This window comes from Rhodococcus parequi (assembly GCF_046042785.1).
Lineage (GTDB): Bacteria > Actinomycetota > Actinomycetes > Mycobacteriales > Mycobacteriaceae > Prescottella > Prescottella parequi.
Genome location: NZ_JBDLNV010000010.1, coordinates 41,931 through 66,829 on the forward strand (window position 1 = coordinate 41,931; position 24,899 = coordinate 66,829).

Annotated in this window: 23 protein-coding genes; 7 read left to right on the forward strand and 16 right to left on the reverse strand. The window is 68.7% G+C overall.

Translation table 11 applies throughout. From position 1 onward, the window contains the following. Positions 1 to 49: 49 nt before the first annotated feature. The 6 genes from cobA to mqo all read right to left on the reverse strand — a co-directional run bounded on the left by cobA (position 50) and on the right by mqo (position 7,396). Entirely contained in the window at positions 50 to 1,276 is a 1,227-nt protein-coding gene (gene cobA, locus ABEU20_RS23615; RefSeq protein WP_420166819.1) for a uroporphyrinogen-III C-methyltransferase, read from the reverse strand. Between the two features lie 45 nt (positions 1,277 to 1,321). Continuing rightward, the gene (locus tag ABEU20_RS23620) at positions 1,322 to 1,684 is read right to left on the reverse strand and encodes a cobalamin biosynthesis protein (RefSeq protein ID WP_420166820.1); all 363 of its coding nucleotides are present in this window, start codon (positions 1,682 to 1,684) and stop codon (positions 1,322 to 1,324) included. Further along, positions 1,677 to 3,068 (reverse strand): cobyrinate a,c-diamide synthase, encoded by a 1,392-nt coding sequence (locus ABEU20_RS23625; RefSeq protein WP_420166821.1) that lies wholly within the window; start codon positions 3,066 to 3,068, stop codon positions 1,677 to 1,679. The genes ABEU20_RS23620 and ABEU20_RS23625 overlap by 8 nt, the downstream gene beginning before the upstream one ends. Then, a complete protein-coding gene (cobO, locus tag ABEU20_RS23630) occupies positions 3,062 to 3,676 on the reverse strand; it encodes a cob(I)yrinic acid a,c-diamide adenosyltransferase (RefSeq protein WP_420166822.1) in 615 nt (204 codons plus the stop codon). The genes ABEU20_RS23625 and cobO overlap by 7 nt, the downstream gene beginning before the upstream one ends. Before the next feature lie 41 nt (positions 3,677 to 3,717). Beyond that, a complete protein-coding gene (locus ABEU20_RS23635; RefSeq protein ID WP_420166823.1) occupies positions 3,718 to 5,619 on the reverse strand; it encodes a VWA domain-containing protein in 1,902 nt (633 codons plus the stop codon). Between the two features lie 241 nt (positions 5,620 to 5,860). Then, complete coding sequence (mqo, locus tag ABEU20_RS23640; protein ID WP_420166824.1) at positions 5,861 to 7,396, reverse strand: malate dehydrogenase (quinone); 1,536 nt, start codon at positions 7,394 to 7,396, stop codon at positions 5,861 to 5,863. Positions 7,397 to 7,573: 177 nt separating this feature from the next. On the opposite strand from mqo, the gene ABEU20_RS23645 reads away from it, so the two are divergent. Further along, the gene (locus ABEU20_RS23645) at positions 7,574 to 8,596 is read left to right on the forward strand and encodes an alpha/beta hydrolase (protein WP_420166825.1); all 1,023 of its coding nucleotides are present in this window, start codon (positions 7,574 to 7,576) and stop codon (positions 8,594 to 8,596) included. Next, positions 8,593 to 9,969 carry a mycothione reductase gene (gene mtr / locus ABEU20_RS23650; protein ID WP_420166826.1) on the forward strand — a complete coding sequence of 459 codons (1,377 nt, stop codon included), beginning with the start codon at positions 8,593 to 8,595 and terminating at the stop codon, positions 9,967 to 9,969. The genes ABEU20_RS23645 and mtr overlap by 4 nt, the downstream gene beginning before the upstream one ends. Positions 9,970 to 10,090: 121 nt before the next feature. On the opposite strand, the gene ABEU20_RS23655 is transcribed toward mtr, so the two are convergent. The 8 genes from ABEU20_RS23655 to ABEU20_RS23690 all read right to left on the reverse strand — a co-directional run bounded on the left by ABEU20_RS23655 (position 10,091) and on the right by ABEU20_RS23690 (position 17,976). Continuing rightward, positions 10,091 to 10,501, reverse strand: coding sequence for a hypothetical protein (locus ABEU20_RS23655; protein ID WP_420166827.1), 411 nt, complete (start codon positions 10,499 to 10,501; stop codon positions 10,091 to 10,093). Positions 10,502 to 10,646: 145 nt separating this feature from the next. Continuing rightward, complete coding sequence (locus tag ABEU20_RS23660; protein WP_420166828.1) at positions 10,647 to 11,315, reverse strand: methionine ABC transporter permease; 669 nt, start codon at positions 11,313 to 11,315, stop codon at positions 10,647 to 10,649. Beyond that, on the reverse strand, positions 11,312 to 12,346 hold the full coding sequence (locus tag ABEU20_RS23665; RefSeq protein WP_420166829.1) for a methionine ABC transporter ATP-binding protein: 1,035 nt from the start codon (positions 12,344 to 12,346) through the stop codon (positions 11,312 to 11,314). The genes ABEU20_RS23660 and ABEU20_RS23665 overlap by 4 nt, the downstream gene beginning before the upstream one ends. Beyond that, positions 12,346 to 13,179, reverse strand: coding sequence for a MetQ/NlpA family ABC transporter substrate-binding protein (locus ABEU20_RS23670; protein WP_420166830.1), 834 nt, complete (start codon positions 13,177 to 13,179; stop codon positions 12,346 to 12,348). The genes ABEU20_RS23665 and ABEU20_RS23670 overlap by 1 nt, the downstream gene beginning before the upstream one ends. 32 nt (positions 13,180 to 13,211) lie before the next feature. Then, positions 13,212 to 14,225 (reverse strand): isopenicillin N synthase family dioxygenase, encoded by a 1,014-nt coding sequence (locus tag ABEU20_RS23675; protein ID WP_420166831.1) that lies wholly within the window; start codon positions 14,223 to 14,225, stop codon positions 13,212 to 13,214. A 349-nt stretch (positions 14,226 to 14,574) separates the two neighbouring features. After that, the gene (locus ABEU20_RS23680; protein WP_420166832.1) at positions 14,575 to 16,071 is read right to left on the reverse strand and encodes a SulP family inorganic anion transporter; all 1,497 of its coding nucleotides are present in this window, start codon (positions 16,069 to 16,071) and stop codon (positions 14,575 to 14,577) included. 64 nt (positions 16,072 to 16,135) lie between these two features. Next, on the reverse strand, positions 16,136 to 16,702 hold the full coding sequence (locus ABEU20_RS23685; RefSeq protein ID WP_420166833.1) for an alpha/beta fold hydrolase: 567 nt from the start codon (positions 16,700 to 16,702) through the stop codon (positions 16,136 to 16,138). A gap of 41 nt (positions 16,703 to 16,743) precedes the next feature. After that, entirely contained in the window at positions 16,744 to 17,976 is a 1,233-nt protein-coding gene (locus ABEU20_RS23690; protein WP_420166834.1) for a serine hydrolase domain-containing protein, read from the reverse strand. A 217-nt stretch (positions 17,977 to 18,193) separates the two neighbouring features. Between ABEU20_RS23690 and ABEU20_RS23695 the strand changes: the two genes are divergently transcribed. From ABEU20_RS23695 to ABEU20_RS23710, 4 genes are all read left to right on the forward strand, one after another. Then, positions 18,194 to 18,562 (forward strand): GntR family transcriptional regulator, encoded by a 369-nt coding sequence (locus ABEU20_RS23695; RefSeq protein ID WP_420166835.1) that lies wholly within the window; start codon positions 18,194 to 18,196, stop codon positions 18,560 to 18,562. Next, a complete protein-coding gene (locus tag ABEU20_RS23700; RefSeq protein ID WP_420166836.1) occupies positions 18,559 to 19,479 on the forward strand; it encodes an ABC transporter ATP-binding protein in 921 nt (306 codons plus the stop codon). Before ABEU20_RS23695 ends, ABEU20_RS23700 begins: the two co-directional genes overlap by 4 nt. Then, positions 19,476 to 20,225, forward strand: a complete 750-nt coding sequence (locus tag ABEU20_RS23705) for an ABC transporter permease (protein ID WP_420166837.1) — start codon at positions 19,476 to 19,478, stop codon at positions 20,223 to 20,225. Before ABEU20_RS23700 ends, ABEU20_RS23705 begins: the two co-directional genes overlap by 4 nt. Positions 20,226 to 20,579: 354 nt before the next feature. Beyond that, positions 20,580 to 21,950 (forward strand): MFS transporter, encoded by a 1,371-nt coding sequence (locus ABEU20_RS23710; protein ID WP_420166922.1) that lies wholly within the window; start codon positions 20,580 to 20,582, stop codon positions 21,948 to 21,950. 10 nt (positions 21,951 to 21,960) lie between these two features. Here the strand turns inward: ABEU20_RS23710 and ABEU20_RS23715 are convergent, their stop codons facing one another. Next, on the reverse strand, positions 21,961 to 23,481 hold the full coding sequence (locus ABEU20_RS23715; RefSeq protein ID WP_420166923.1) for a cobyric acid synthase: 1,521 nt from the start codon (positions 23,479 to 23,481) through the stop codon (positions 21,961 to 21,963). An 8-nt stretch (positions 23,482 to 23,489) separates the two neighbouring features. Beyond that, entirely contained in the window at positions 23,490 to 24,347 is an 858-nt protein-coding gene (gene map, locus ABEU20_RS23720) for a type I methionyl aminopeptidase (RefSeq protein ID WP_420166838.1), read from the reverse strand. A 221-nt stretch (positions 24,348 to 24,568) separates the two neighbouring features. On the opposite strand from map, the gene ABEU20_RS23725 reads away from it, so the two are divergent. Then, complete coding sequence (locus ABEU20_RS23725; protein ID WP_420166839.1) at positions 24,569 to 24,898, forward strand: hypothetical protein; 330 nt, start codon at positions 24,569 to 24,571, stop codon at positions 24,896 to 24,898. Position 24,899: the final 1 nt, after the last annotated feature.

Here is a 24,899-nt window from a genome sequence, read left to right on the forward strand (position 1 = left end):
GTGGTCACGGGGTACTTCACGGCGATGGAGTCAGACACGAGAGTTCACGTTACCGAGAGTCTGCCGAGAACCCCGCCACCGTGCCGATGACCACGATCGCGGGCGGGCGGATGTTCTCCTCCCGCACGCGCGCCGCGACGGTCGCCAGGTCGGCCCGCAGCGTCCGCTGGGTGCGCAGCGTGCCCTCCTGGATCACCGTCACCGGCGTGTCGGCGGGGCGGCCGCCCGCGACGAGGACCGTCGCGAACTGCTCGATCCGCTCGACGGCCATCAGCAGCACGATGGTGCCGCGCAGCTTCGCGAGCGCGGCCCAGTCGACGAGCGAGTCCGGGTGGTCGGGGGCGACGTGTCCGCTGACGACGACGAACTCGTGGGTGACGCCGCGATGGGTGACCGGGACGCCGGCCGCGGACGGTACCGAGATCGCGCTCGTGATGCCGGGGACGACGGTGACCGGGACACCGGCCGCCGCGCACGCCTCGAGTTCCTCGTAGCCGCGGCCGAAGACGTACGGGTCGCCGCCCTTGAGCCGGACCACGAACTTGCCGGCCTTCGCGTTGTCGATCAGCGCGGCGTTGATCGCCTCCTGCGTCATCGCACGCCCGTACGGGATCTTGGCGGCGTCGACCACCTCGACGTGCGGACCGAGTTCGGCCAGCAGTTCCGGCGGCGCGAGCCGGTCGGCGACCACGACATCGGCGCGCGCCAACAGGCGGCGCCCGCGCACGGTGATGAGGTCGGGATCGCCCGGTCCCCCACCGACCAGCGCGACGCCGGGCGCCGGGGCCTCGTCGGTGTCGGTGACCGCGCCCGACTGCAGCGCCTCGACCAGCGCGGTGCGGACCGCGGCCGAACGCCGGTGAGCGCCACCCGCCAGCACTCCGAGGGAGAGCCCGTCGAAGGTTCCGGTGGCCGGAGTGACGGCGGTGCCGTCGCGGGCGCTGTCCGCCCGGACACAGAAGATGCGACCCCGCTCGGCCTCCGCAACGATGGCGGCGTTGGTGTCCGGTTCGTCGGTGCACGCGATCGCGTACCAGGCGCCGTCGAGGTCGCCGTCCCGGTAGTCGCGCAGTTCCAGCGCGATCTGCCCGGACGTCGCCATGCCCTCCACCGCGGGGGTGACCTCGCGGCTGATGAGGTGGACGTCGGCGCCGGACGCCACCAGCAGGCCGAGACGGCGCTGCGCGACGGTGCCGCCGCCGACCACCACGACACGACGGTCCGTCAGGTTGAGCCCGACCAGGTAGCTGGTCTCGTCACCGGCGGAAGCAGACACTCGTCTCCCCGTTCTCCAGAATCGTTCGGTTGTCATCTCGACAGATCACGAAACACTACGGGCGACCGCGACGGTCACGCCATTCGTCACGTGCTTCGTCACAATCAGCGGGCCGCCGTCGGCGGCGAGGATGGCCGCCGCCTCGGCGACGCTCGGCGTCCCCACGGCGTCGTCCACGGTCGCGGCGGAGTTCGGCACGGGCACCGCTGCAAGCCGTTCGGCGGAGTAGCCGACCAGCGCGGCGCCGAGCACCTCGGCCGCGTCGAGGAACGGCGGCTGCGCCGTCTTCCGGTCCAGCGTGGCGAGCACGCGTACCGGCTCCGCGCCGCACACCTCGGCGACGGCGCCGACGATGTCCGCGGCGCCCACCCGGCTGCCCGCGCCCACACCCACGCACAGATCACCCACGCGCGGCCTCCACGAAGCGACGGATCGCGTCCGGGTTCCCGGCGGGGTGGGTGTGCAGGTACGACGCGTGCACCGCACCGGCCGCGAAGCCTTCGCGGGTGGCCCCGGCGTCCCACGCCCGCCACCCCCAGGCCGGATCGAAGCCGTCGGCGGATCCGACCTCGAGCGTGGTGCGGTGGAATTCGTGCCCGGTGACGCGGGTTCCGGCGTCGAAGAGCACCGAACCTGTCACCGCCACGGCCTCGCGGTAACCGAGGGTCAGCCGCGAACCGAAGCGGGCGTCGACGTCGATCACACCGGCCATCGCGTGACCGTCGAGGCTGCGGGTGAGATACAGCAGGCCCGCGCATTCGGCGTGGATGGGAGCTCCGTCGGCGGCGAACTGCCGAACCTGCTGCAGCAGAGCCGCATTCGACGACAGTGCCACCGCGTGCTCTTCGGGGAACCCGCCCGGAAGCACCAGACCGGCGGTGCCGGTGGGCAGTTCGTCGTGCAGCGGGTCGAACGTCACGACGTCGGCGCCCGCGGCATCGAGCAGTTCGCGGTGCTCGGCGTACCCGAATGTGAACGCGACACCCCCGGCGAGCGCGATCACCGGACGCGGACCGTCGGGAACCGGCCCGACCTCGCCGGCCGGGTCCCAGGCGCGGACGTCGACGGACGAGCGGGCGAGCGCCCGGATCGCGGTCAGGTCCAGGTGCGCGGCCGCGAGCTCGGTCATCGCGGCGACGGCGTCGAGTGCGGCGCGGCCGTGCTCGACGGCCGGCACCAGACCCAGATGGCGGGACGGGACCTCGAGTTCGGCCAGCCGCGGCACTGCGCCGAGCACCGGCAGCCCCACCCGCTCGCATGCCTGCCGCAGCACCTGCTCGTGCCGGGCACTACCGACCCGGTTGAGGATCACGCCGCCGATGCGCACGGCGGCATCGTAGGTCGAGAAGCCGTGCAGGACAGCGGCGAGGCTCTGGCTGTGGCCGCGGGCGTCGACCACGAGCACGACGGGCGCTCCGAGGGCCGCGGCGACCTGTGCGGTGGACCCCTCCGCCGACGGCTCCGACGAACTCGGGTCGATCTTGCCGTCGAACAGCCCCATGACGCCCTCGACCACCGCGATATCGCAGTCGTCGCTGCCGTGCCGGAACAGCGGACCGATCCGGTCGGCGCCGACGAGCACGGTGTCGAGGTTGCGGCCCGGTCGCCCTGCGGCGAGCGCGTGATAGCCCGGGTCGATGTAGTCGGGCCCGACCTTGAACGGTGCGACGCGGTCACCGGCAGCACGGAGCGCGCCGACCAGTCCCGTCGCGACGGTCGTCTTGCCGCTGCCCGATGCGGGTGCCGCGATCACGACGGCCGGAGTGCTCGGGCGGATCACAATCGCTACCATTCGATTCCGCGCTGCCCCTTGCGGCCCGCGTCCATCGGGTGCTTGATCTTCGTCATCTCGGTCACCAGATCGGCGGCGTCGATCAAGGCCTGCGGTGCATCCCGGCCGGTGATGACGACGTGCTGGTTGCCGGGGCGCGTCCTCAAGACCTCGACAACTTCCTCGGTGTCGACCCAGCCCCACTTGAGCGGGTACGTGAACTCGTCGAGGACGTAGAACCGGTGCGTCTCGGCTGCCAGGCGGCGCGCGATCTCCTGCCAGCCCTCGGCCGCGGCGGCCGCGTGGTCCTCCTCGGTGCCGTGCTTGCGGGTCCAGGACCAGCCCTCGCCCATCTTGTGCCACTCCACCGCGCCCCCGACGCCGCCGGTCGTGTGCAGTTCGCCGAGCGCCCGGAATGCGGCCTCCTCGCCGACCTTCCATTTCGCGCTCTTGACGAATTGGAAGACGCCGACGTCGAAGCCCTGGTTCCAGGCGCGCAGCGCCATTCCGAACGCGGCCGTCGACTTCCCCTTGCCGGGGCCGGTGTGGACGGCGAGGACCGGCTGGTTCCGGCGCTGGCGGGTGGTGAGCCCGTCGGCGGGCACGTTCTCGGGTACGCCCTGAGGCATGTGCAGTCCCTTTCTCGGGCTGGTCTTTTCAGTCGGCGGAATCAGGCGACCGCACGGACGACGCCGGCGACCTGCTGCGCCGACAGTTCCGCGAGCCGGACGTAGCCGCCGCGCAGGTCGCGTGCGAGGTCGGCCGCCAGGCCGAGCCGCACCATGCCGGTCTCGCAGTCGACGACGATCGACGCGGCCCGCGTGTCCGCCAGCATCCCGGCGGCCTGCCGTGCCCGCGCGACAGCGTCCTTCGCGCCGGTGGCGCGGCCGTCCGTGAGGGCGACGACGAGGGCACGGCGACGCGGATCACGGACCCGCTCGCGCACGACCACGTCGCGCGCCTTCAGGAAGCCCGCCGCGAGCGGAGTGCGCCCACCGGTCCTCATCGCCCGCAGGCGCCGGACCGCGACGTCCACCGACGACGTCGGCGGCAGCACCAGTTCGGCGTCCTTGCCGCGGGCGGTGATCACCGCGACCTTGTCTCGGCGTTGATAGGCGTCGCGCAGCAGTGAGACGACGGCACCGGTCACCGCGGACAGCCGGTCCCGGGCGGCCATCGAACCGGACGCGTCCACGACGAACACCACCAGGTTGCCCTCACGACCCTCGCGGACGGCTCCGCGAATGTCGCCGGGCGCCAACCGCATCGGGCCACCGACGCGTCCCCGTGCGGTCTGGTGCTCGGCGGCGGCGAACAGCGTGCCCACCAGGTGCAGGCCGGTGCCCGGCTCGGTCGACGACCGCACGGTGCGGCCGCGGGTCGAGCGGGACCGGGAACGTCGACCGGGGGCGCCGTCACCGAGTCCGGGGATCTCGAGCAGTCGCGCGCGGAACTGCGGGCCGGGGGCGCCGGCCTTTCGCTCAGATCCCGGTCCGCCTGCCGGTGCGGGCGAATCCTGTTCATTCGATTCACTTTTCGAATTCGCCGCGGGAGCGTCCGCTTCGGCCGACGACTCGCCGCTACCGGGCCCGTCGGGATCGGGGTCGGGCTCGTCCTGCGCACGGGCGTCGGCGTCGGCCTGGTCCATCGCGTCGTCGAGCTGCTGCGGGTCGAGACCGGGCTCGTCGAACGGGTCGCGTCGACGCCGGTGCGGCAGAGTCAGTTCCGCCGCGATCCGCACGTCCTCCTCGGTGACGGCGTCGGCTCCACGCCACGCGGCGTGCGCGGTCGCGGTGCGCGCAAGCACCAGATCGGCGCGCATGCCCTCGACGTCGAACGCCGCGCACACCGACGCTATGCGGCGCAGTTCGGTGTCGGACAGTTCGACACCGTCGACGGCGGCGCGAGCGTCGGCGATCCGGCGCGCCAGCTCGGCGTCCTGCCCGGCGTAGCGGGCAGCGAACCCGTCGGGATCGCGCTCGTAGTCGAGACGACGACGGACCACCTGCATACGCACGTCCACATCGCGGGAGGCAGCGACGTCGACGGCCAGGCCGAACCGGTCGAGCAGCTGCGGGCGCAGCTCGCCCTCCTCGGGGTTCATCGTGCCGACCAGGACGAATCGTGCGGGGTGGGAGTGCGAGACGCCGTCGCGTTCGACGTGGACACGGCCCATCGCGGCGGCGTCGAGCAGCACGTCCACCAGGTGGTCGTGCAGGAGGTTCACCTCGTCGACGTACAGCACGCCCTGGTGCGCGTCGGCGAGCAGGCCGGGCTGAAAGGCGCGCTCCCCGTCGCGCAGCACCTTCTCGAGGTCGATCGACCCGACGACGCGGTCCTCGGTCGCCCCGACCGGCAGTTCCACGAGCCGGGCCCGGCGGCCCTCCCCCACCTCGGGCAGCAGCGCGGTGAGCGCACGCACGACGGTGGACTTGGCGGTGCCCTTCTCGCCCCGCACCAGCACACCGCCGATACCGGGGTGGACTGCGCACAGGACGAGCGCCAGGCGCAGACGGTCCTGTCCGACGATGGCGCTGAACGGAAAACCGGCAGGTTCGTGACTGTGACGCAACGATCGAATCCCTTCACTTCTCGGTTTCCTCGCCGAGAGCTTGGCCGTGCGAAACGTTGCGGCATTCTGGCTTCGGGCGCACCTCGTGCGCCCTCACAGTGGCGGGACCGCGCCTGGTTCTCACAGGACTTCCCCACAGACGTTTCTCTGTTGCAGCACCCTACCGTGCCGAGGCCGACGGCCCGACAGCACGCCGCCGCGGCCCGGAGTTCGGACTCCGGGCCGCGGCGGGTGGGGTATGTCAGACGGTGGCGGACTCGACCTCGGGGGCCGCGTGCGCGGGCACCCGGGCGGGGACGTCACCGAGCTCGAGCGAGCGGGTGCTCCAGTCCCACACCTGCTGGAACAGGTCCGGGTTGTCCGAGAGCTTGAGGCCCAGCGACGGAACCATCTGCTGCAGCTTCGGGGTCCACGCCTGGAACTCGCGCGGGAAGCAACGCTGCAGGACGTCGAGCATCGCGGGCACCGCGGTGGAGGCACCCGGGGACGCTCCGAGCAGACCGGCGATGGTGCCGTCCTCGGCGTTGACGACGGCGGTGCCGAACTCGAGCACGCCGCCGTTGCCCTTCTTGCGGATGACCTGCACGCGCTGGCCGGCGGTGATGAGCTCCCAGTCGCCGCCCGTCGCGCGCGGCACGAACTCACGCAGCGTGCCGATGCGGTCGGCGGGCGACTGCATGAGCTCGCCGATGAGGTACTTGGTCAGGCCCAGCTCCGTGACACCGACGCCCAGCATCGACATCAGGTTGTTGGGCTTGACCGAGCCGGGCAGGTCCGTGACCTTGCCGTTCTTGAGGAACTTGGGCGACCAGCCAGCGTACGGGCCGAAGAGGAGCCCCTGCCGGCCGTTGATGACACGGGTGTCGAGGTGCGGCACCGACATCGGGGGCGCACCGACGGCGGCCTTGCCGTAGACCTTGGCGCGGTGCTGTGCGATGAGCTCGGGGTTGGTACAGCGCAGGAACTGGCCGCTCACGGGGAAGCCGCCGAAGCCCTTCGCCTCCTGGATGCCCGACTTCTGCAGCAGGTGCAGGGCACCGCCGCCGGCGCCGACGAACACGAACTTGGCGTTCACGGTCTTCTTGGCGCCGGTGCGCAGGTTCTCGACCTTGACGAGCCAGCTGCCGTCCGACTGCTTGGTGAGGTTGCGGACCTCGTGGCCGAAGAACACCTGGCCGCCGGACTTGCCGACGTAGCCGAGGAGCTGCTTGGTGAGTGCACCGAAGTCGACGTCGGTGCCGGACTCGGTCCAGTTGAGGGCGACCGGGTCGGAGTAGTCGCGGCCCTTGGCCATGAGCGGCAGGCGCTCGGCGAAGAAGTCCTCCGACTCCGAGTACTCCATGCCGGCGAACAGCGGGTGGCCGGCCAGCGCGTCGTAGCGCGCACGCAGGTACTTCACGTTGTCCGCGCCGTGCACGAAGCTGACGTGCGGGATCGGGTTGATGAACTCCTTGGGATCGGTGAGGATCCCGTTGTCGACCGCGTATGCCCAGAACTGCCGGGAGACCTGGAACTGCTCGTTGACGTTGACGGCCTTGCTGATGTCGACGCCGTCGCCCTTGGCCGGGGTGTAGTTGAGCTCGCAGAGAGCCGAGTGGCCGGTGCCCGCGTTGTTCCACGGGTCGCTGCTCTCGGCCGCGGCGGCGTCGAGTCGCTCGAAGGTGGTGATCGACCAGTCAGGCTGCAGCTGACGCAGGATCGCGCCGAGCGTTGCGCTCATGATGCCCGCACCCACGAGCACTACATCGGTCTTCGCCACTACGTTCTGCTCTGACACTGGAGAATCGACTTCCTTGTCTGTTCACACGCGACCTGGTTCGCACGCATCGCCCGCTCGGAGACATCGCGTGGACAGACCGCTTTTCGCGCGCCTGTGGCGCTTAGGTTACCTGTGCGTCACCTTCCCCAATTGTGCCCCTCGCAAACGACTTCGTTCGCCCAATAGAGTGTGATCGTGACTACTTGGGCTCCCGACGTCCTCGGCGACGGCTACCAGCAGCTGACGATCCCTTTGGGTCCCGACCCGGATGGGGAGGGCGACGTCGAGGCCACGCTCGTCCGCTACCAGCCCGGGGACATGACGGGGAACCGCGCGGTGCTCTACGTCCACGGGTTCACCGACTACTTCTTCCAGCAGCACGTCGCCGAGCATTTCGCCGAGCAGGGTTACTCCTTCTTCGCCCTCGACCTGCGCAAATGCGGCCGCTCCCGGCGTGCGGGCCAGACCCCGCACTTCGTGACGGACCTGAAGCTGTACGACGAGGAACTGAACGAGGCACTGCGACTGGTCCGGGAGCAGGTCGGCGGCGGCCAGGTCCTCCTCGTCGCGCATTCGACCGGCGGTCTGATCCTGCCGCTGTGGCTCGACCGCCTCGAGCGGAAGCCGGGCGGATCGGCGGGTGCCGGTGTGGCCGGTCTCATCCTCAACAGCCCGTGGTTCGACCTGCAGGGACCCGCCCTGCTGCGCACCGCCGGCACATCGGCGGCGATCGACGCGCTCGGCCGGGTGTCGAGCAAGACCCCGATTCCCGGGCAGAAGCTCGACACGTACGGCTCGAGCCTGCACGTCGGGTCGAACGGTGCGTGGGAATACAACCTCGACTGGAAGCCGCTCATGGGCTTCCCGGTGCGGTTCGGCTGGCTCCGCGCGATCCGCCGCGGCCACGCGCAACTGCACCAGGGCCTCGACATCGGGGTGCCGTCGCTGATCCTGCGGTCGAAGCGGACGGTCTTCGCGTCGCGCTACAACCCCACCGTCGACGCCGCCGACGCCGTTCTCGACGTCGAGCAGATCGCCAAGTGGGCGGGCTGCCTCGGGGATCGCATCACCATCGTCCCGATCGACGGCGCCCGCCACGACGTCTTCCTGTCCACCGAGAAACCACTCGCGGACGCGTTCCACGAGGTCGACCTGTGGTTGGCCTGGCTCGACGCACACCACCTCACCGCCGACCGAGAAACGGGAGCTTCTGCGTGAACCACTTCGACATCGCGATCATCGGCACGGGATCCGGCAATTCGATCCTCGACGAGCGGTATGACGGCAAGAAGGTCGCGATCTTCGAGGAGAGCACCTTCGGCGGCACGTGCCTGAACGTCGGCTGCATCCCCACCAAGATGTACGTCTATGCCGCGGAAGTAGCGCGCACGATCACCCAGTCGTCCAAGCTCGGCATCGACGCGACGCTCGACGATGTCCGCTGGTCGGACATCGTCAAGCGGGTGTTCGGTCGGATCGATCCGATCTCCGCCGGCGGCGAGCGTTATCGCACCGAGGACTGCGAGAACGTGACGGTGTTCCGCGGGCACGCCCGGTTCGTCGGGCCGCGCACCATCGACACCGGAACCGGCGAGGTCGTCACCGCCGACCAGGTCGTGATCGCCGCGGGGTCGCGGCCGACGATCCCGAACGAGATCCTCGAGAGCGGGGTCCGTTACCACACCAACGACGACATCATGCGTCTGCCGGAGCTGCCCGAACGCCTGGTGATCCTCGGATCCGGCTTCATCGCAGCAGAATTCGCGCACGTCTTCTCCGCGCTGGGCGTGCAGGTGTCGATCATCGGGCGCAGCGAGCGGCTCCTGCGACACCTCGACCGGGACGTCTCCACGTGGTTCACCGAACTGGCACAGCGCAAATGGGACGTGCATCTGGGGAACCCCATGGTCGCGGCCCGAACGGCGGGCAAAGGTGTCGAGATCGAACTGTCGGACGGCACCGTCGTCGCCGGTGACGAACTGCTCGTCGCGGTGGGCCGCGTCCCCAACGGTGACCGCCTCGACGCCGCGCTGGGCGGCGTCGCGGTCGACGAATCGGGCCGGGTGATCGTCGACGAGTACCAGCGCACCACCGCGGAGGGGGTGTTCGCGCTCGGCGACGTCTCCTCCCCCTACCAGCTCAAGCATGTGGCCAACCACGAGATGCGGGTGGTCCAGCACAATCTGCTGCACGACGCCTGGAAGTCCACAGCACACCTGCGTCGCACCGACCACCGTTTCGTGCCCGCCGCGGTGTTCACCGACCCGCAGATCGCCGACGTCGGGATGACCGAGGAGCAGGCCCGTGAGGCCGGCCTCGACATCACCGTCAAGATGCAGAACTACTGCGACGTCGCGTACGGCTGGGCCATGGAGGACGACGAGGGCTTCTGCAAGGTGATCGCCGAACGCGGCACCGGACGACTTCTCGGCGCGCACGTCATCGGCGCACAGGCCCCCACGGTGATCCAGCCGCTGATCCAGGCCATGAGCTTCGGGCTGTCGGCGCAGGACATGGCCACCGGCCAGTACTGGATCCACCCGGCGCTGCCCGAGGTCGTCGAGAACGCCCTGCTCGGTCTGGATATCTGAGGCCGCGCCGCGATCCTCGCTTCCACAGCGGCGGCCGTTCCGGCGGTCGCCGCTGCGCTCGCGTCCGGTGGCGGATGCGACGGATCCAGCGACTCCCTCGACTCGCTCAACCCCTTCGAGTTCAGCTGAGGGAAACGCGAGTGTCGGGCAGCCAGGCGTGCCACAACGCCAAGCCCACTGCCAGTACCGCAGCGGGAACGAAGTAGCCGAACACGCTCAGCGGTGCGGATGCGAAAAGCGTCCCGAACGCGCCCACGGCCAGCGTCCCTGAGACCAGTCCCGCGAGTAAACGCTCCGGGAACGCCGCGGGCAGCAGACAGAGCAGTGCCGGGATCGCCAGCACTGCGACGATCGGTGGCCCGTACGTCCGCGCCACCGACTCTTCGCATTCCTCGCCCGGCATGATCCCGTCGTCCGGATATCCCAGTTCACACGCGGTGATCTGCATCATCGAACTGGTCGCGGCGACGACCGCCAACCCTGCACAGATCCACGCCAGCAGGATCCATCCCGCCCGAATCGCGTTCAGCATGTCCACTTCCCCCCCTCCCTCCCCCGACCGAAGGCGTCGACGCTACGAGGGTGCAGCCCCCGACCGATCCCGACACACCGAACAGCCGATTCTGCAGGATTTCCATCGCCAGGCGAGAGGAATCCTTCACGATCAGGATGAGCGGCTACTTGCGGTGCCTCAGCGCCCGGACGGCGCCGTCGCCGATGGACTGGAGGATCTGCACGAGGACGATGAGCACGACGACCGCGACGAGCAGCACCGGCGTGTTGAACCGCTGGTAGCCGTAGACGATCGCGAAGTCGCCCAGCCCGCCGCCGCCGATGACGCCGGCCATCGCGGAGTACCCGACCAGCAGCACGACGGTGAGCGTCGCGCCGGCGATCAGGGCCGAAACCGATTCCGGCAAGAGCACTTTGCGCACGATCTGGCCGTTGCTCGCGCCCATCGCCTGCGCCGCCTCGACGCGGCCGACGGGCACCTCGCGCAGCGCCGACTCGACGACGCGGGCATAGAACGGGATGGCACCGATCGTCAGCGGGACGATCGCCGCCGTCGGGCCGATCGCGGTGCCGACGATCATCCGGGTCGTGCCGATCAGCGCGATCATCAGGATGAGGAAGGGCAACGAGCGGAACACGTTGACGACGGCGCCGAGCACCGCGTTGACGGCACGCTGGGGCCACAATCCGCTGGGCGAGGTCACGTGCAGGATCACGCCGAGAAGCACGCCGCCGATCACGGTGAGCACGAAAGAGATTCCCACCATGTAGAGAGTCTCCTGCGTCGCCTCCCACACCTCGGGGAGCGAGTCCTGCCAAGACAACTTGTTCATGCGGTTACTCCCTGCACCAGTGCGTGGGCCGCTTCCTGCTCGCCGCCCCAGGAGAGGCTGGTGCCGGGTTGGGCGGCCACGAACGCGTCGACCTCGGCCCGGTTCACGTCGGGACCGAACCGCAGCCGCAGTCGTCCGACGGTGACGCCGGCGACCTGTTCGACGCTGCCGCCGACCACGGAGATGTCGACGTCGAGTTTGCGGACGAGCTGCGCGAGCCACGGTCCGTGCGCCTCGTCGCCGATCGTGGTGACGAGCGCGGTGTCGGCGCCGTCTCCCGCGGACGGGTCGTCGCCGACCGGGACGATCGCCGATCCCAGCACGGAGCCGGGCGTGCCGACCAGGTCGAGGATCCGTCCGGTCTCGGCGATGCGGCCGTCCTCGAGCCGGGCCGCCGACGTGCAGATGCGGCGCAGCACACCGAGCTCGTGGGTGATCAGGATGACGGTGACGCCGATCGAGCGGTTGAGTTCGGCCAGGAGGTCGAGGACCTGGTCGGTCGTGTCGGGGTCGAGCGCGCTGGTCGCCTCGTCGCACAGCAGCACGTCGGGGTTCGACGCGAGGGCGCGGGCGATGCCGACGCGCTGCTGCTGTCCGCCGGACAGCTGCGACGGGAACGCCTTCTCCTTGCCGCCGAGTCCGACGAGCTCGATCAGCTCGTCGGCGCGGGCGCGACGCTGCTTGCGGTCCATTCCGGCGAGTTCGAGCGGGAACTCGACGTTGGCCCGGACGGTCCGCGAATGCAGCAGGTTGAACTGCTGGAACACGGTGCCGATGCGCCGGCGCGCCTGGCGCAGTCCGGCGCCCGACAGCTGCGACAGGTCGTCGCCGCGGAGCACGATGCGGCCGCTGGTGGGCTGCTCGAGCAGGTTCAGGCACCGCAGGAGCGTCGACTTGCCGGCGCCCGACGGCCCGACGATCCCGAAGACCTCGCCTTCGGCGATCTCGAGGTCGATGCCGCGCAGGGCCGCGACCTCCCCCGCGCCGCCGGCCGCGGGGAAGGTCTTGACCAGATTCTCGACGGTGATCATCAGCCGGCCGGGTGAACCGGGACGACGGAGCCGGAGTAGTTCTCCTGGATCCAGGTGGCGGTCGCCGGGGACTCGAGCGCCTCGGCGAGTGCCTGCACACCCGGATCGTTCTCGTCGGCGGCCCGGACGACGAGCAGGTTCGCGAACGGATTGTTCTCGACCTTCTCCGACAGCAGCGCGTCCTCGGACGGCACCAGGCCGGCCTCGATCGCGTAGTTGGAGTTGATGACCGCGGCGGTGATCTGCGGGTCGCCGAGGTTGCGGGCGAGCTGCGACCGCTCGATCTCGACGAACTTCAGGTTCTTGGGGTTGGCCTTGATGTTCGCCTGCGTGACGATCGACAGATCGGCGTCGGCGAAGGGCTTGTCCATCTGGATCAGCCCGGCCGACTCGAGCAGGTAGAGGCCGCGCGCGTAGTTGGTGGTGTCCTTGGGCAGCGCGATCGTGGAACCGTCGGCGAGCTGGTCGACGGCGGTTATCTTCTCCGAGTACAGGCCCATCGGCTCGAGGTGGACGTCGGCGACCGACACGAGGTCGCTCACGCCCTTCTGCTTCTGCCAGTCGGCGAGGTACGGGGCGTGCTGGAAGTAGTTGGCCTGGACGTCGCCGGCGACGAGCAGCTCGTTGGGGTCGATCTCGCCGGTCACCGGCTTGATGTCGAGCTTGACGTCACCGAGGGCGCCGGAATCGGCGATGTGCTCGAGGATCTCGACGTGCGGAGTGCTGGAGGCGGAGATCACCAGGGTCTCACCGTCGCTGCCCGACGAGCAGGCGGCCAGGCCGGCCGTGAGCAGGGCGGCAGCGGAGAGAACAGCTGTGCGGCGCAAGAACATTGAGAGGAACCTTCCGGTGCTTGTGGAGATGGTCAGCCGCGCAGGGCGGGCAGGTCGAGCAGGTCGCGGTGGTACCGCTCGGTGACGTTGGGGTGTGCGCGCAGGCGCGATTTGAGGGCGTTGAGCCCGTAGCGGGCGTGCAGGGTGCCGCCGTGCTGGTCGGGGCCGACGCCCGCCGCCTCGGCCGCGAGTTCGGGCGGGAGCGGCACGGTGGGCAGTGCCTGGTCGTAGCCGGGGTTGAGGAAGAAGGGCAGCGAGACCCGATCCCGCCCGGCGGGGGGCGGGAGCACCCGGTGCACCGTCGCCTTGAGGTAGCCGCCGGTGGCAACTTCGAGCAGCTCGCCGATGTTCACCAGCAGATGCCCCGGCAGCGGCGCGACGTCGAGCCAGGCGGTCTCGCCTCCCCGATCCACTGTTTCCACCTGGAAACCGGAGCTGTCGGGTTCCGGGTAGAGCAGCGTCAGGGCGCCGACGTCCTTGTGGCTACCCACGCCCTGGTCGGTGACCGAACCGTCGTGGCCGGGATAGCGCGCGATCTTCAGCAGCGGGTCCGGATCGGCGAACGCGGTGTCGAAGAAGTCGGCCGGCGCACCGAGGGACTGCGCCCAGCCGCGGATGAGGCGCAGCCCCGCGACCTGGGCCTGACCCGACCATTCGAGCGCCAACTCGCGCAGGCGCGGGACTGCGGTCGGCCACAGGTTCGGCCCGTGCAGCACATCCCACGGGCGGGCCTCGTCGATCGGGTCGACGGCAGCGCGCTCCGGTCCGATGTCGAGCTGCTCGCGCCAGTCGATGTACCCCTGGGTGCGTTCGCCGCCGACACGGGTGTAGCCACGGAAGTGCGGCGAGTTGCTGTTCTCGATCTCGAGCTTGTCGGCCTCGGGCAGTGCGAAGAACGCACGGGCCGCGGCGACCAGATCGTCGGTGAGCCGCTGGTCGATGCCGTGACCGGTGAGGTAGAAGAAGCCGATCTCGTGCGTGACCTCGCGCAGTGCGTCGATGTCGAGATTCTCCAGATCGATGATCGGGAGCGACTGTGCGGTCATGGAACTGGTCCTTTCCCCACGGGCACCTGCGTTCGTTCAGCGCTGCGACGAGTGGGTGCCCGATGGGAGGACAATGCGCGGGAAGGCGAGACGGTACGAAAGGTGCCGTCGCGCAGGATTTCTCGTCTCAGCGCTCGCACATGCGACAACAGCCGCCACGCATGAGCATGGAGGCGACAGTTGCTGCAGGGCCGCGCATCGGAGTCCTTCCCGGACGAGATCATGGTCGGCAGCCGAACCGGCACGCCGCTGCGAGGAGGCTAACGCGATCGACGCACCGACTTCAAATCGAACGTATACGCACGGCGACGAACGGCGACATCCGTGAGACGAGCGGTCGGATCACCCTTCAGCCGAGGCGCCCGGACAGACTCTCGAGCCGGTGCAGACTAGCCCCGTCGAGGCCCACGATGTGCACACTTTTGCCCCGGGCCGCGTACTTGGCCTGCACCGCGTCGAGCGTCGCGACGGTGGACGCGTCCCACACCTCGGCACCGGTCAGGTCGATCACCACCGAATCGGGGTCACCCCCGTAGTCGAACCGGTGCACCAGGTCGTTGCTCGACGCCCAGAACAACTCACCCGAGACGCGGTAGGTCCGCTCCGCGACCCCCGCAGGGACACCGTCGGCGACCTCGATCCGCGTCAGATGCGCGACGCGCCGCGCGAACGCGACCATCGCGGTCAGCACACCGAGGATGACGCCGACGGCAAGATTGTGCGTCGCCAGCGTGCCCACGACGGTGACCACCATGACGAGGGTTTCGCTGCGCGGCATGAGCCGCAGCGTCCGCGGCGCGATGCTGTGCCAGTCGAAGGTTGTCACCGCGATCACCAGCATCACCGCGACCAGTGCCGCCATCGGGATCGCGCCGACGACGTCGCCGATCGTCACACACATGAGCAGCAGGAAGGCGCCCGCGAGGAACGTGGAGATGCGGGTGCGGGCCCGCCCCTCCTTCACGTTGATCATGGTCTGGCCGATCATCGCGCACCCGCCCATGCCTCCGAACAGGGCGCCCGCTGCGTTGGCGATGCCCTGCCCCCAGGCCTCCCGGGTCTTGTCGGACGGGGTATCGGTGATGTCGTCGACGAGCTTCGCGGTGAGCAGTGATTCGAGCAGCCCGACCAGGGCGAGCCCCAGGGCGAACGGCGCGACGATCGTCAGCGTCTCCCACGTCAGGGGGACGTCCGGGATCATCCAGGTGGGCAGACCGGCGGGGAGCTCACCCTGGTCGCCGACGTCGGGGACGTCGATCCCGAACAGTGCGACCACGCCGGTCAGCGCGACGATCGCGATGAGCGGCGCGGGCACCGCCGTGGTCAGCTTGGGCACGAACACGATCATCACGAGCCCGGCGGCCACGAGCGGGTACACGAGCCACGGGACGTCGAACAGGTGCCGCAGCTGGGCACTGAAGATGAGGATCGCGAGCGCGTTGACGAACCCGATCATCACCGAACGCGGAATGAAGCGGACGAGCCGCGCCAGGCCGCCGACGGCGAAGAGGATCTGCAGCCCACCGGCCAGCCACACCGCGGCGATCAGATAGTCGAGGCCGTGCGAGGCGACGAGCGGCGCCACCACCAGCGCGGTCGCCCCCGCCGCCGCCGACACCATCGCCGGCCGTCCGCCGACGAACGCGATCGTCATCGCCATGATGCACGAGGTGTACAGCGCTACTCGGGGGTCGACACCCGCGATGACCGCGAACGAGATCACCTCGGGGATGAGCGCGAGCGCGGTCACGAGACCGGCGAGCGCCTCCGTGGTCAGTCGGCGAGGAGAACGCAGTGCGGCGCGGACGGATGTGGCGTCGGCCGGAGTGGAGAGGGTGTCGTGCACCGGGAGAGTCTAGGGACCGCTCACCGGACCGCTCGCCCCGGAGCCGAAGTAGTCGCGGACGCGCCTACCACGAGCCGGTGCGCAGGACGATCTCCGTCGCCAGCTCCGCGGCGGCCTTCGCGGGGATGTCGTCGACGCCGTCGAGCTGGACGATCCGGAACTCCGAGTAGGCGTAGCGGCCGCTCGCGTCGGCGGACGGGCGTCCGAGCGACGTGCCGACGACGACGGTGGTCGGCAGCTCGACGGCGGGGCACGTTGCGTCGACCACTGCGCCGTCCACGCCGGGAACGGCCGGGTGCCCGCGGTCGGCGACGATGAGACTCGCGAAGCGCCCGAAGGTCTTGGCCGCGAGCTGCCAGGCGAGTTCCGCCCCGGCACCGGCACCCACCAGGTTGACCCAGGGCAGTTTGAGCTCGTCGAGCATCGCGATCACCGACGGCTCGTCGAGCCCGTCGACGGTCTCGGGCACCACGGTCCGCAGATCCGAGTCGTGCAGGCGGGCACAGACGGCGTCGAACACGTCGGCGGGGGCGCCGGCGTCGGGCAACAGCAGTACCGTGTGCCGACTCTCCGGTCCCCCGATACGGACCGTCACGGTCCCACTTCCCACGGCAACGTTCGTCGACTCCATGAACGAAAACGGTACGCGATCGACGTCACGAAATCGGACACCTATCCGGGATACACCTTGCCGATGATCTCCTTCGCCATGGTGGTCGCCGGGTCCTGACCGTTCGCGGCCGGGGCGAGGTTGGCCCAGACCACCAGCGTCACCTTGTTCACGGGATCGTGGCCCATGAACGAGTTGTACCCGGGCAGCTCGCCGGTGTGGCCGAACATCGGTCCCATCTTCGCTATGCCCCAACCGTATTCGGCCGAACCACTGTCGGGGCTCGTGGGCTGCACGCTGGCGAGGCGTTGCGCCTGCAGATCGGCGCCCAGCAGCTTGCCGCCGACGAGAGCCTGCACCCACGTGACGAGATCGTTCGCGGTGGAGATGCCCGCGCCGGCCGCCCACGCCCACGACGGGTTCACGTTCGTGACGTCATTGGGCTGCAGCGATCCGTCCTCGGCGGCGGCCTGGATCTGCTCGGGTAGCGCCGGATCGGTCAACGTGTCCATGTTGGTTCCGAACACGTAGCCGTGCGAGTAGGGCGCAGGGATCGTGTTGTCGGCGGTATCGGGGAACGACGTGCCGGTCAGCCCGAGCGGACCGAAGAGCCTGGACTGGAAGATCTGCGGCAACGGCTTGCCGTCGAGGCTCTCCGCGATGAGTCCCAGCAACACGATGTTGGTGTTCGAGTAGTGATAGCCCTGCCCCGGCGGGAAGTACGGGGGGTTCGCGAAACCGAGCTCCAGCAGGTCCTCGGGCTTCCACTGCTTCTGCGGGTCGTCGTCCAGCGTCTGGTTGAGTTCGGCGGTCTCGGTGTAGTTGAACAGTCCGCTGCGCATGTCGAGCAGCTGCTCGATGGTGATGTTGTCGCCGTTCGGGACGTCCGGGCGGAACTTCGACACCGGATCGTCGAGCTTGATCTTGCCCTCCTGCACCAGCTGCAGGATCACGGTGCCGGTCATGGTCTTGGTATTGGACCCGATCCGGACGTGCTCGGCGGGATCGACCGAATTGTCCTGTCCCCGAGCGCCTGTCCCGTACTTGACCGTCAGGTCACCGTCGGGGGTCTTGAGGATCGCCACGGCACCCGGAATCTGCAGATTCTCGGCGACACTCTTGACGATCCCGTCCAGCGTTGCGAGGTCGATCTTCTGGAGCGCCACTGTCGACGACGCCGCGCTAGCCGTGGTCGGCGCAGACGACGTCGCGCTTCCGGTGTCGGACTCGTCCGACGAGCATCCCGTGAGCGCCAGCGCTACGACGAGCGATCCACCGGCAAGGCGCGCACTCATTCCGGTACAGAAGCTTCTGCGCACGTCGACACTTCCTCACCATCGGGCCTGTCGTGGCTACTGACGTCGCTCCGCAGCTTAGGCGCGTCGAACACGCATCGCGGGGCGAACAGCGGAAACAGCACACGCCGCGATCGACGGGTTGACGGAGCTTCGACAACACTTCTATGGTTCATTACATGAGTAATGAACCAGGTAGCCAGGCCGGCGGCGGGGCATGGTGCTGAACGAGGAGGGCAAGCCCCTTTTCCAGCAGATCGCGGGGCTCGTCGAGAACGCGATCATCGACGGTTCACTTCCGGAGGAGTCGCAGGCGCCGTCGACGAACGAACTGGCGGCCTTCCACCGGATCAACCCGGCGACCGCAGCGAAGGGGCTGAATCAATTGGTCGCCGACGGAATCCTCTACAAGAGAAGAGGAATCGGAATGTTCGTCAGCGCCGGCGCGCGTGACACCCTCGCAGCTCGCAGGCGCACACAGTTCGCGGATCAGTACCTGGCACCGCTCGTGCGCGAGGCCGACAAGCTCGGAATGAGCATCGCCGAACTCAAATCCATGCTGGACCAATGGGAGGAACGTCCATGACCATCACGGACATCGACCGGGACACAATCGTTTCGGTACGTGCCATCGGGAAGCGGTACGGCGACGTCACCGCTCTCGACGACGTCTCGTTCGATCTGAGAGCAGGGACGATCTACGGCCTCCTCGGCCGGAACGGCGCAGGCAAGACCACGCTGATGAAGATCCTCACGGGCCAGGAACTTCCGAGCAGCGGCGAGGCGCACATGTTCGGCGGCACGCCGTTCGAGAACGCGCACGTTCTGCAGAACCTGTGCTTCATCAAGGAGAGCCAGAAGTATCCGGACGATTTGAAGGTCAAGCACGTCCTGTCGGCGGCCGAACTCTTGCTGCCCCGGTGGGACAACGAGTTCGCCAGCCGACTCATGGACGACTTCCAACTTCCCGAGTGCCGCCGAGTCAAGAAGCTCTCGCGAGGCATGACGTCCGCGCTCGGCGTCGTCATCGGGCTCGCGTCCCGCGCACCGTTGACGCTGTTCGACGAGCCGTATCTGGGCCTCGACGCGGTCGCTCGCCAGCTGTTCTACGACCGACTCCTCGCCGACTACGCGGCCCACCCGCGAACGATCGTGCTGTCCACCCACCTCATCGACGAGGTCGCCGACCTCCTCGAACACGTCATTGTGATCGACGACGGCCGCGTCTCCATCGACGCCGATACCGACGACCTCCGCAGCCGATACGTGCTCGCCAGCGGACGGACCGCGGCGGTCGACGCCTTCACAGCGGGCAGGACGGTTCTGCATCGCGAGAACCTCGGCGGCTTCTCGCGCGCGACTGTGCAGGGGAAGCTCTCCCCGTCGGACCGCGCCGATGTAGCGCGATCAGACATCGAACTGTCACCGATATCCCTGCAGCAGATCACGATTCGTGATGCCCTCGACGGCCGCACCGACGCAGGCAAGGAGAACCACTCATGACCGTCGCCATCGTCTCCCCCACCGCGGCTCCCCAGCGCCGCTCCCCTGTGGGCCTCCAGCGGCTCATGGCGGTCTGCCGTCTCCACGCCGTGTCATGGCCACTGCTGTTGGTCGCACCCGCCGCGATCCTCGCCGTCACCTTCGCCATCAATCTGACGATCTTCGCGCTGATCGACTCCGAGGGTGAGATCCACGGCACCGGCGCGGTGCTGGCGCTGTACGGCTTCGTCGTCGCCTTCTACACGCAGGCGATGACCCAGACGTATCCGTTCGCGCTCGGACTGAGTGTGACGCGGCGCCAGTTCTTCGCCGCCACCACCGTGGTCGCGGTCCTCCAGTCGATCGCCTTCGCAACGGTGCTTCAGGCGCTGTCCGTGATCGAAGCCGCCACCGGCGGGTGGGGCGTCGATATGCGCATGTTCGGCGTCCTTCGCTACGTGACTGATTCCGCTGTACTCCAATCCGTCACCCTCTTCGCGAGCCTGCTGCTCACCACCGCGATCGCGATGTTGCTCGGTGCGGTGTACCAGCGCTGGCGGACCCCCGGATTCCTCATCGCGGGAATCGGGACGATCGGGCTCTTGGGTCTCACCGCAGTCGTCGTGACGTGGGCACGCTGGTGGCCGGCCATCGGTTCGTGGTTCGTCGACGCACCCCGCTGGCTGGTGTTCGTCGGGGTGCCGCTGGCCGCCGCCGTCGCGGCGATCGCTGCGACCTGGTCGGTTCTCAGACGAGCTACGACCTGATCGTGGTCAGCCCGATGTCAGGTCCATCTTCCCGCTGATCGGGAAAACGATGTCACGCTGATCGAACGACACACATCGCTCCCCTTGGACGCTGTGATCAGGGAGAACCCAGTCGAACCACCACGTGCGCTTCCTTCTCGGCAGTCCGATCGGCGCGGTGACGCAGTTGAATCTGCGCTCACCGCGGTCGAACTGCATAGAGTCCAGCCGAAACAGGGTCGAGGAAGAGCACAGATGCAACGATCAGTGGAAACCCCGGAGTCGAAGTCGTTACTCCATGACGCAGCAGACAAGGAATCAGGATTTCCGGCGGATGGCGGCGAGTCCGTCCGGAAGGCGCGCATCGGAGTAATCGTGCTGTGCGCGGCGGGGATAGCGATGTCCCTGACCCACACCCTCATCGTTCCGCTGATCCCGATGTTGCCGGGAATGCTCGACACGACGGCGGGGAACGCATCGTGGGCGGTGACGGTGACGATGGCCGTCGGAGCGGTCGCCACGCCGATCGTGGGCCGTCTCGGTGACATGTACGGGAAGCGGCGCCTTCTCCTGTTGTGCATCGCCTCGGTCGCGGTGGGCTCGTTGGTGTGCGCACTCTCGCCCAGCCTTCCCCTCTTCCTCACAGGACGTGGACTGCAGGGTCTCGGCGTCGCTTTCGTCTCGGTCGGGATCAGCGTGATGCGCGAGTTCGTCCCGTCGGCGCGTCTCGGCGCCGCGGTCGGAATGATGAGTTCCTCCATGGCCGTCGGTGGTGCCCTCGGTCTTCCGTTCGCCGCCTTCCTTGCGCAAGCCTTCGGTTGGCGTGTGTTGTTCTGGGTGTCCGCGGCCGGGTCGGTGGCCTGTTTCGTCGGCATCTGCGCTCTCGTCGCCCCCAGCCGAGTCCGCACGGGCGGCCGCTTCGACCTGATCGGTGCGGTTGGCCTCGGCACAGTCCTGGTACTGCTGCTGCTTCCGCTGAGCAAGGGCCTCGACTGGGGGTGGACGAGGCCGACCACCCTGTTGCTGTTCGGGTTGTCGGCCCTCACTTTCCTCGGGTGGGTGGTCTACGAACGTCGACGGGCCAATCCGCTCCTCGATCTGCGAATCGCGTCGCGTCGCGTCGTCGTCCTGGCGAATGTCGCCGGTCTCATGTCGGGTTTCGCGTTCTACGGAATGGAACTGGCCCCGATCCAGATGCTGATGGCGCCGACGTCCACCCAGCACGGATCGGGCGCCTCGATGCTGACCGCAGGGCTGCTCATGGCGCCCTCCGGGCTGGCGGCATTCGTGTCGTCGAACATAGGGGCACGGATGGTCGTATCGTTGGGGGCGCGGCGCACTCTCGTCGCTGCCGGCAGCCTGTTGTTCACCGCGTTGTCCGCGATGTTGATCGCGCTTGCCGTCGAATGGGACTTCCCGACGGTGTATTTGGTGGGCATTACCTGCCTCGTCGGCGCCTCCGTCGGAATCACCTACGCCACTCTGCCCACCCTCATCATGGAAGCCACGCCGGTCGAACAAACCGGAGAAGCCAACGGCCTCAACGCACTGATGCGCATCATCGGCCTCGCCGCGTCAGCCGCCGTGGTGGGAATGATTCTGGCGCACAACGTCTCACCCGTTCCCGGCTCCACGCTGAGCGTGCCATCGGCGTCAGGGTACATCTGGGCGACGTCGACCGCTTTGGTGGCCAGTGTCGTCGCCGTCGTCGCGGCGCTGCTCCTACCTCGACACCTACGCGTGTAGACGGCGAACGTCAGACGAGGAAAGACCTGATCGTGGACAGCCCGCTCGGTACGCCGCCTCCCAGCAGCGCGTCGAGCGCGGCGACGTCGAGATGCTGCTCGACGAGATCGGCGAGCAGATCCAGCTGCGCCTCCCGGACCTGCGCGACGTCGGTGTCCGGCGCCGCGACGAAGCCCGCCCGTCCTGCCGTTTCCGCCACTTCGCCGAGAAATCGGCGCCGGTACTCGTCGTTCTCGAGGATCCCGTGCCAGTGGGTGCCGCGGACGCTGCCGCGCACGCTACCTTCCTTCGCCCCGTCGGCCGCCGTCAGCAGCGGGGCGTCACCGTTTCGACGCACCCGGCCGTGGTGGATCTCGTAGCCGCGCACCGGGATTCCGTCCCCATCGCCCTCGACCTGCGCGAGCACCTTGTCGAACGCGAACTCGATCTCGAGGTCCAGCAGGCCGAGGCCCGCCACGGTTCCCACTCCGGATTCGATGCCGTCGTCGATCACCGAGCCGAGCATCTGGTAGCCGCCGCAGATGCCGAGGATCGCCCCGCCGGCCTGGGCGCGACGGATCAACGCCTCGCCGATTCCGCTGCGCCGCATCCACTCCAGGTCGATGACGGTGGACTTGCTACCCGGTACCACGACGAGGTCTGCGTCGGCCAGCCGCGACGGCTCGCTGACCCAGTGCACCGAGACACCTGGCTCGCACGCGAGCGCCTCGACGTCGGTGGAGTTGGAGATGCGCGGCAGCCGGATCGCGGCGACGCGCAGCCACTCGTCGCCGATCGGCGCACCGGGGCGTCCGACGGGCGCATCACCGACCACGCCGAGCGAGTCCTCGGCATCGAGCCACAAGCCCTCGGCGAACGGGATCACCCCCAGCGTCGGACGCCCGGTGAGCGCCGTCAGCTGGTCGAGGCCGGGCGCGAGCAGGCTCACGTCGCCGCGGAACTTGTTGACCACGAACCCGGCGATCAGCGCCTGGTCCTCGGGCGAGAGCACCGCGACGGTGCCGAACAGGTGCGCCAGCACTCCCCCGCGGTCGATGTCGCCCACCACGATCACCGGTAGCTGCGCGCCCTGTGCGAGCCCCATGTTCGCCAGGTCCGTGGCCCGCAGATTGATCTCGGCGGGCGAGCCGGCACCCTCACAGATCACGACGTCGAATTCGGCTCGCAGCGAAGCGAGTTCGTCGGCGACGATCTCGCGCAGCCACTCCCGGTGCGTGATGTAGTCGCGGGCGCCGACCGTGGTGACGGCCTTGCCGCGGACCACCAGCTGTGAGGTCCGGTCGCCGCCCGGCTTGAGCAGCACCGGATTGAACCGGACGCTGGGTTCGAGCCCGCAGGCCCGCGCCTGCAGCGCCTGTGCGCGTCCGATCTCCCCGCCGTCGAGCGTGACGACGGAGTTGTTCGACATGTTCTGCGCCTTGAACGGCGCCACCCGGACTCCGCGTCGCGCGAGCATTCGGCACAGACCGGCGACGAGGACGCTCTTACCGGCGTCGGACGTGGTGCCGGCGACCAGCAGTGCGCCGCGCAGCGCGGCCGTCACGGCAGGGTGAGGATCTCGTTGCCCTCGTCGGTGACGACGATGGTGTGCTCGAACTGGGCGGTCCACTTGCGGTCCTTGGTGACGACCGTCCAGCCGTCCTCCCAGATGTCGTAGTCGACGGTGCCGAGGTTGATCATCGGCTCGATCGTGAACACCATGCCGGGCTCGATGATCGTGTCGACGTTCGGCTGGTCGTAGTGCAGGATCACCAGGCCGTTGTGGAAGGTCTCGCCGATGCCGTGGCCGGTGAAGTCGCGCACGACGCCGTAACCGAAGCGGTTGGCGTACGACTCGATGACGCGGCCGATGACGTTGAGTTCGCGGCCGGGCTTGACGGCCTTGATGGCGCGCATCGTCGCCTCATGGGTGCGCTCGACGAGCAGGCGGTTCTCCTCCGAGACGTCGCCCGCGAGGAACGTCGCGTTGGTGTCGCCGTGCACACCGTCGATGTAGGCGGTGACGTCGATGTTGACGATGTCGCCGTCCTGGATGACGGTCGAGTCGGGGATGCCGTGGCAGATGACCTCGTTGAGCGACGTGCAGCACGACTTCGGGAAGCCGCGGTAGCCCAGCGTCGACGGGTAGGCGCCGTGATCGCACATGTACTCGTGCGCGATGCGGTCCAGCTCGTCGGTGGTGACGCCCGGCGCGACGGCCTTGCCGGCCTCCTGCAGCGCCCGCGCTGCGATCTTGCTCGCCACCCGCATCTTCTCGATGGTCTCGGGCGTCTGCACCCACGGCTCGCTGCCCTCACGGGCCGTCGCCTTCCACACGTACTCGGGACGCTCGATGCTCTTGGGCACGTCGAGGACGGGCGAGACGGTTCCGGGAACGAGCGCAGTGCGAACAGACATGTGTTCAGGGTAGACCGCACCCGCAGGACAGTCGTCGTGCGTCCCGCGTTGCGACGCCGCCCGGATCGCGCGCCGGAGGCACGTCACTGCGCGGCTCCGTCAGGGGAGAAGGGCCGGCGAGCACCTCGCGGGTTCCTCGCCCGTCACCCGTACAGCTCTTCGACCTGCACAGATGCGCTTTGCCGGAAAGTGGGTATGGTGAGCGATCAACCTGATCAGAAGTGAGGGTGACAATGGGCCAGCAGTCGCGGGCCGCCGAACAGCGGTGGGCTCCGGTCAAGGTCAGCAAGGTCGTCACGACCCGTTCGGGCGACGTCGTCCACGTCGATGCCGAACTCGACGGCGACATCCATCCCGAGTGGGCTCGGGCGTTCGATCGGATGAGCAAGGGCAGGAAGAGTGGCCTGTTCCTGCACAACGACACCGAACCACCGCGAATCACACTGACCGCCGGAAGCGATCACGGCGACAGCGCGGAGATCGTCGTCCTGTACGCGGTCGAGGAAGTGAACCTCTACGTGCGCCTCGCGCTCGAACTCGTCGGCCAATAGA